This is a genomic window from Fusibacter sp. (assembly GCF_057447755.1).
In genome coordinates this window covers 1-7,327 of sequence record NZ_JBVBZF010000175.1, presented here as the reverse complement: position 1 = coordinate 7,327, position 7,327 = coordinate 1, and the positions used below count along the sequence as shown (strand labels likewise).

8 protein-coding genes are annotated in these 7,327 nt (G+C 37.6%); 6 read left to right on the top strand and 2 right to left on the bottom strand.

The annotated features are described in order from the left end of the window. Together AC220I_RS15470 and AC220I_RS15465 are read right to left on the bottom strand one after the other, a co-directional pair. Positions 1-746 (bottom strand): MerR family transcriptional regulator (locus tag AC220I_RS15470; RefSeq protein ID WP_486724761.1); only part of this gene is annotated, 746 nt, incomplete at its 3' end. Positions 747-800: 54 nt separating this feature from the next. Further along, positions 801-2,174 carry a CapA family protein gene (locus AC220I_RS15465; RefSeq protein WP_486724760.1) on the bottom strand — a complete coding sequence of 458 codons (1,374 nt, stop codon included), beginning with the start codon at positions 2,172-2,174 and terminating at the stop codon, positions 801-803. Between the two features lie 136 nt (positions 2,175-2,310). Here AC220I_RS15465 and ispE point away from each other — a divergent pair, with 136 nt between their 5' ends. The 6 genes from ispE to kdd form a co-directional block, all read left to right on the top strand. Continuing rightward, positions 2,311-3,177 carry a 4-(cytidine 5'-diphospho)-2-C-methyl-D-erythritol kinase gene (ispE, locus tag AC220I_RS15460; protein WP_486724759.1) on the top strand — a complete coding sequence of 289 codons (867 nt, stop codon included), beginning with the start codon at positions 2,311-2,313 and terminating at the stop codon, positions 3,175-3,177. Positions 3,178-3,203: 26 nt separating this feature from the next. Beyond that, positions 3,204-3,878, top strand: coding sequence for a GntR family transcriptional regulator (locus AC220I_RS15455; protein ID WP_486724758.1), 675 nt, complete (start codon positions 3,204-3,206; stop codon positions 3,876-3,878). Then, positions 3,860-4,294, top strand: a complete 435-nt coding sequence (locus AC220I_RS15450; RefSeq protein WP_486724757.1) for a YwiB family protein — start codon at positions 3,860-3,862, stop codon at positions 4,292-4,294. Before AC220I_RS15455 ends, AC220I_RS15450 begins: the two co-directional genes overlap by 19 nt. A gap of 16 nt (positions 4,295-4,310) precedes the next feature. Further along, complete coding sequence (locus AC220I_RS15445; protein WP_486724756.1) at positions 4,311-5,027, top strand: GGDEF domain-containing protein; 717 nt, start codon at positions 4,311-4,313, stop codon at positions 5,025-5,027. Between the two features lie 66 nt (positions 5,028-5,093). Continuing rightward, a complete protein-coding gene (locus AC220I_RS15440) occupies positions 5,094-6,548 on the top strand; it encodes a sigma-54 interaction domain-containing protein (RefSeq protein WP_486724755.1) in 1,455 nt (484 codons plus the stop codon). A 264-nt stretch (positions 6,549-6,812) separates the two neighbouring features. Continuing rightward, on the top strand, positions 6,813-7,327 hold a 515-nt coding region (gene kdd / locus AC220I_RS15435; RefSeq protein ID WP_486724754.1), incomplete at its 3' end, for an L-erythro-3,5-diaminohexanoate dehydrogenase.

The window sequence follows — 7,327 nt, the reverse complement described above, 5'->3', positions numbered from 1 at the left end:
TTTATAATTTCTCTTAAAAATTCAGCTCGACCTTCACCGTTTTGGTCATAGTGGGCCTTAAAGCGTTCGTCTTCCACATACATTTGAGCTAGGCCGTAATGTGCTTCCTTTGTATAAGTGCCCTGAGGCCAAAAGTAACAGAGCCATTGGCGATGGAGATCGGCCGCTTCTTGAGCGATTTCACTTGACGCATCACCCAGTTCAAAGGCTTCATCAAGTGCTTTTGTGAATGCTTCATTTAAGGCAGTCACCTTTGCATAATCCTCTTCGCTCATGTTTAGTACTTTGTGATTTGAGTCTGCGACCACCTTATCACCATATTTTTTACGGATTTCATCACCGTATTTCTTGTCGTTGTCCTCTATCAAAGCTTCTTTGAAGCCTTTAAATTTTTCTGAATCTGACATTTGTCTACTCCCTTCTGAGAATGCAATGCTTTGATTGACATTCTCAATCAATTGTTCAAGTTGAATTTTTTTTTCTAGGAGTCGATCACGATGGGACACAAGTGCGTCAAGGGCGTTGAAATTCTCAGAGTCTAAAATAGCCTTAATCTCATCTAAAGAGACATCCAAAGCCCTATAAAAAAGAATTTGCTGTAGTCGATCCACTTCACGACCACCATAGATACGATACCCTGATGAGTTGACTCTAGCCGGCTTTAAGAGTTCAATTTCATCATAATAACGGAGTGTTCGTGTAGTGACCCCTGCTAATTTAGCTAATTTTTGAACGGTATATTCCATGTGTTTGTCCTCCTGAAAATAGCTTACACCTTTACGGAGCGTCAGGGTCAAGTCTTATTTCATAGAATAATCTATTAATTTTTCTTTGGTTTGTTGATAAGAAGCAGATATCAAGTTCAAGACATCCTTGTTAAGTGAAAGACTGGTCTTAGAGTCTTGTATCTTGTCGTTTATATATTCAATGGTTGGCAAGACCAAATACTGAGATTTTCCATTTTCTTTGTACTTGTAAACCCAAGTGGGAATATGTCTTACTTCCTTTAAATGGGCTATACCCTCAGGAGTCCTTTCGAGTGTGATGTAGACCATGACACCATCCTCTGTGTATTTAGAATTCTTAATAGAGGCCAAAGTACTTCGACTTTGATTTGAAATAAAATTACCCATAGAGTATATAATGTATTTATCTTCACCATCTAATCTTAAAATTTCGCTTTTTTGAATAACATGTGGGTGTGAGCCTAAAACGATATCAGCCCCCCATAGGACGAGGTTTTGAGCCAAGATCTGTTGTGATTGACTTGGTTCAAGTTGATATTCATTTCCCCAGTGTACAAATACAATGGAGGCATCTACACCGGAGGCATCCATTAGCTCAAGCTGGTTTTTGACGAAGTCGGGGTCATATTCAGGTGTGATCAAGTTGACGTTGCGATAAAGTGTCTCTGCATCGTAGGCATTTTCAAAACCATTTAAGCCATACGTGATGGACAGGATACCAAGTTTGAAACCCTTTACTTTCTTGATGATAAACCGCTGAGAATCGCTGGTATCATTGAAAGTGCCGTTGTGATCAAATCCCCTCAAATCCATTTGCTCCAAGGTCCTGTAAACCCCTTGTAGTTTACGATCAAATGCATGATTATTAGCTGTGGATAAAAAGTCAAAACCAGCTTTAAAAATACCATCTAAAACCTCATCCGGTGCGTTGAATGCAGGATAACCTGAGAAATCATATGCTTTTCCTGAGGTGGTGGTTTCAAAATTGGCAAGGGCGTAATCCGCTGCTTGAACATAGGGCATGATCTTTGAGAATGGGGGGTAAAAATCATATGTATCCAAGGTGGCATCATATGCTGCGCTCATTTGGGGTGAATGAAACATAATATCACCAGTAACGAGTAAGGTTACTTTTGGTTGCTCCTTTATTTCAAGGGTTTCCAAAATGGGAAGAGATGCAAAAGGATTTACAAATCTTCCCCCTTTAAACCCCAGAACTTCTAAGGTGCCAAAGAGTGTCGTATTGGGATTGACTTCATTAGACCCCGCGGTTATGAAAGAATCTGAAGTGGTGGAATCTGCAAAATTTATTTTGGAAGTAAATAGAGAAAATACAAGAATCATCAAAGCGATTAATAGGATAAAAATAAGAGAATAGGTCTTACTGTATATGTAGTGCATAGAAGACATAAAAGGTTTATTTTTCATGAATACCTCCTGTATTTAGGTGCTATACTAAAATTATAACATTAAAACTGTAGCCAAATAGAATAAAATCATCTATAATTAAATTGTATTTATTATGTATTTTGTATTCAAAATATTACTAAAAACAAGGAGACACATGATTACTTTAAAGGCATACGCTAAAATCAACTTGACATTGGATGTAATCGGTAAAAGGGAAAATGGTTATCATGATGTGGAGATGATCATGCAACAAGTCGATCTCTATGATCTTGTAACTGTAAGTAAAAGCGAGGATCACCAGATGATTCATCTGACCTGCTCTGACGAATTTTTGCCTACAGATCATATGAACATTGCATATCGTGCTGCAGATTTAATGCAAAAGACCTTTAACCTTAAATCAGGATTTGATATTCATATTGAAAAGAATATCCCTGTGGCGGCAGGTCTTGCTGGTGGCAGTACAAATGCTGCAGCAGTCATTAAAGCAATCAATCAACTTTGTCAGCTGTCACTTTCAATGGATGCGATGAAAGAGATTGGTTTTAAATTGGGAGCAGATGTACCCTTCTGTATTCAGGGAAATTGTGCAATTGCAACAGGTCTTGGAGAAATCCTAGAGCCGATAGAGGGCCTAAAACATGCCTTTATCGTGCTTGTTAAACCCAATTTTGGTGTCTCAACTAAAGAAATTTATCAAAACCTGAACTGGGAAACCATAGAAGAACACCCAAACACCTCTGCTATGGTCTCGGCATTGGCTAAAGATAATCGGTATCTTGTAAATCATCTTTTGTGTAATGTACTGGAGAAAGTCACTTTTGAACGATATCCTAGGGTTCAAATGCTTAAACAATTTGTTAGACGTTATGGGCCGGATGGCTTGCTCATGAGTGGCAGTGGACCGACAATTTTTGCAATCTACAAGAATTACGAACGTGCAAAGCATGCTGTAAAGAGCTTAAAGAAACACTATCCACAAACCTATTTGGTCATGACACACAATGATGAAAGTCTATGAAAGAGAATATACTTATGGAGGGGAATATGAGCGTGAATTTTGATAAGTTAGAAATTAGAAATTACAAACCTTTAGGGGAAGTTGTTTTTGAGTATTTGAGAAATGCAATTTTAAGTGGTGAGTTAAAACCAGGTGAGCGTCTCATGGAAGTTACAATTGCAGAACAACTTGGTGTGAGTAGAACACCAGTAAGAGAGGCAATCAGAAAACTTGAAAAAGAGAGCTTTGTGATTATGATCCCAAGAAAAGGGGCTTATGTTGCCGATTTAACTAAAAATGATATTCTTGAAGTACTCGAGATTCGAAAAGAGCTTGAAGGCTTTGCTGCAGCTTTGAGTGCGGAAAGAATGACCGATATAGAGAAAGAACAGCTTGGAAGAATCGTTGAAGATTTCAATGAGTGTCTTGTCAGCATGGACAAGAAACGCATGATAGAATGTGACAACGAGTTTCATTCATTTATATTTAATGCAAGTAAAAATCAAAGACTGATCAATATTATCTTTGACTTGCATGACCAATTTCAAAGATTTAGACTTATTTATTTTAATGAGTTTACAAACTATCAAGAAATACAAGTGTCACACAGTAAAATTTTTGAAGCAATCTTAAACAGAGATCCAAAAGCAGCACGTGCAGAAGCTGAAAGCCACGTTGAGAGCATTAGAGAACTCGTCAATAGATGGATTACGGAAGTGTAGACATGACTGAAACTCTAATTCTTGTGAACAGTAAAATCACCAATAGTCATGGTGAAACAGAGGAAATGACCCTTTATGCAAAAGCTCAGTTTCAAATAAAAGAGGGTGTGCGCTACTTAATCTATGATGAATCTGAAGTAACTGGCATGGAAGGGACAAAGACCATGCTGAGATATGATGGGATTGATCTTAACATAAAGCGATTTGGAAGTGTTAATAGCAACCTTAAAATCACACCTGAAGTGGTTCATGAGAATCATTACAAGACACCTTATGGCGTATTTACTATGATTACAAAGGGCAACGTCATAAAGTGGCAAGAAAATCCCATGGCGATTCAAATTGACTATGATCTTGAAATTGTTGGAAATGATGAACAAACACGTGTCATCATAGAAATTAAGGAAAATCGATAAGAAGGGAACCTTTCCCATGGATAATAAAAAGAAGCAATTGGATAAACAAACACTTCTTCTTATAAGACTGATATTAATAAGTCTTGGTGTCGCAATTATCCCGACGCTATTGATTATGAGCATTGGTGCGACCACTTTTTTTAAGCTCTACTTAATTCAGTTTGTTTTTACCATGACCATTATTTCAATCGGCCTACAGAGCTATCTCAAATTCATCACGAGGACAAAGGATGAAGTAAAGGCTGTTGTAAAGAACGAAAAACTCATCAATGGTGAATTGATTTTGATTAATAATGAAGAGAAGTTGAAGAATGTTCTCTCTCTTGAAATCGAAAGAGTTCAAGCGCTTAACAAAGAATCAGCTGTTATTTTTTTCGATGTTGATGATCTTGGCATAATCAATAAAGAGCATGGTTACGATTTTGGAGACACAGTATTAGTGGAACTCATTCGATTGACCAAAACCTTAATCACAAATAAAGAGCAGCTTGCTCGTATAAAAGGGGACACCTTTGCCCTCATTTTGCCAAATCAAACAACAAAGGATGCCTACAAGCTGGCAGAACGATTAAAGATGGCCGTTGAAAAAACAAACTTTGGAAACATTGGTCAATTAACTTGTAGATTTGCAGTATTATCCATCTCAGATATTCGATCAGAAGATAAAATATTAAACATCGCCTATGAAAAACTCATTCTCGCGAAAGAGTATGGAAAAGGTGTCATTGTGTAACGCTTAAAATTCGGCATCACCGCCCAAATTTCGGCGTTATTTTTTGAATTCACTTTAGGGGGAAGCATGAGTACTTTTTTAACTGAAGCTCAGGTTAAATTCTTATTAAACTACATCAGTGATGGCATTCAGATTGTCAATAAAGAGGGCATTTTAATTTATTGCAATAGATTGGCCGCAATGCAGGATGACATCAACATCTCAGAATCAATAGGGAAACATATAACTGAAGTTTATCCATCACTCCTCCAAGAAGAATCAACACTATTGCACGTTATTGAATCGAAAGAGCCTATCCTTAATAAGGATCAAACCTATAGGACCTATCGAGGTAAACTGATTACAACAGTCAACTCAACCTTGCCCATACTTGAAGATGGTGAAATAAGAGGGGCTATTGAAATTTCAAAGAATATTACTGAGTACAAAGAGTTGTCAGAACGATATTTAGATCTACAGAGTCAGGTCCAAGAAAATGTTGGTGGCTTAAGAGCCTCAAAATCTTCCAAGCACTACTATAATTTTGAGGATATTATCACGGATAATGCTGAATTCAATCGTGTTAAGACAATTGCAATGAAGGCCGCGAGAACAGAAATACCCGTTCTCATTTATGGTGAAACAGGTACTGGTAAGGAGCTTCTGACTCAAGCCATTCACAACAGCAGTAAACGCAGAAGCAAGCCCTTTATCGCGCAGAACTGCGCAGCACTTCCGGCCACATTGCTGGAGGGTATTTTGTTTGGCACCACTAAAGGTGGCTTCACTGGTGCTGTTGATCGACAGGGTCTTTTTGAATTGGCGGATGGTGGTACACTTTTTCTAGATGAAATAAACTCTATGCCAATTGAACTACAAGCTAAGCTTTTGCGTGTTCTGCAAGATGGTAAACTGAGGCGTATTGGGGATTCAAAGGAACGCTATGTGGATGTAAGAATTATTGCAGCATGTAATATAAACCCTAATATTGCCCTTGAACAGGGTCTCATTAGAAGGGATTTATACTATAGATTAAACACGGTGACCTTGTGGATTCCTAAATTATCTGACCGAAGAGAAGATATTTTGTTGCTCACAAAGTTCTTTATCAGCAAGTATAATAATAAACTCTATCGCAACATCCAAGGGATATCTAAGGAAGTTGAAAACCTCTTTCTCAACTACAATTGGGAGGGCAATGTAAGAGAGCTCGAGCACGTGATTGAAGGGGCTATCAACTTCGTGGAGACTTCTGAAATTGGAATTGTTGACCTCCCGCCAAATCTGAGAAGGTTCTATGATTTGGAAGAAAAAGGCCGAATTGACAAAGAACAATCTAACACGACAACTTTCTTAAACTATGATTTGGATGAAGTGAAAGACTTGAACACCATCATAGAGGAGACGGAAAAAAGAGTCATAGAACTCGCGCTTTCAAAGTGTGATGGCAATGTGACCAAGGCAGCCAAACAATTAGGTTTGCCGAGACAAACGCTTCAGTATAAACTGAAAAAATATGATTTAGAGGACAATCAAGGTTAAAAAACAATAAAACGCCCAATTTTGGGCGTTTTTCTTTGCTGAAAAAGGGATTTTTATGGATTTATGGCCCTATAAGCCTCTTAAATGTGATAGGCTTAGTAGGGGGACTGAAAAAATTTTAAATCTTAAATCTTGAATTTACAAGGCTTTGAGTGATGCTTAGTAGGGGACTAATAAAAATGTGATAATTCTTTAACATCTTGGCATAAGACTTGCGTTTATATAGTGCGATAATTAAATCGTGTTTATGGGAGGCTCATTAAAATGAAAAAAGGATCTAAATTTGGAACACACAGAGTAATTGAACCAAAGGGTATTTTACCACAACCTGCAAAAGTTATTTCAAACGATATGGAAATCTACGATAATGAGATTTTGATAGACGTTCAAACGCTAAACATTGACTCGGCATCATTTACACAAATTAAAGAGCAAGCAGGTGGCGACGAAGAAAAAATTAAAGAAATCATGCTTGGCATCGTTAAAGAATTTGGAAAGCACAAAAACCCAGTAACTGGATCAGGCGGCATGCTCATCGGTACTGTAGCAGAAATCGGACCAGCTCTTGAAGGCAAAACAGATTTAAAAGTAGGCGATAAAATTGCAACACTTGTATCGCTTTCATTAACACCACTTGTAATAGATGAAATTGTAGAAATCAGAATCAACATTGACCAAGTAGACATTAAGGGTAAGGCAATCTTATTTGAAAGTGGTATTTATGCGAAGATTCCTTCAGACATTCCAGAAAACTTAGCTTTATCTGTACTTGACGTTGC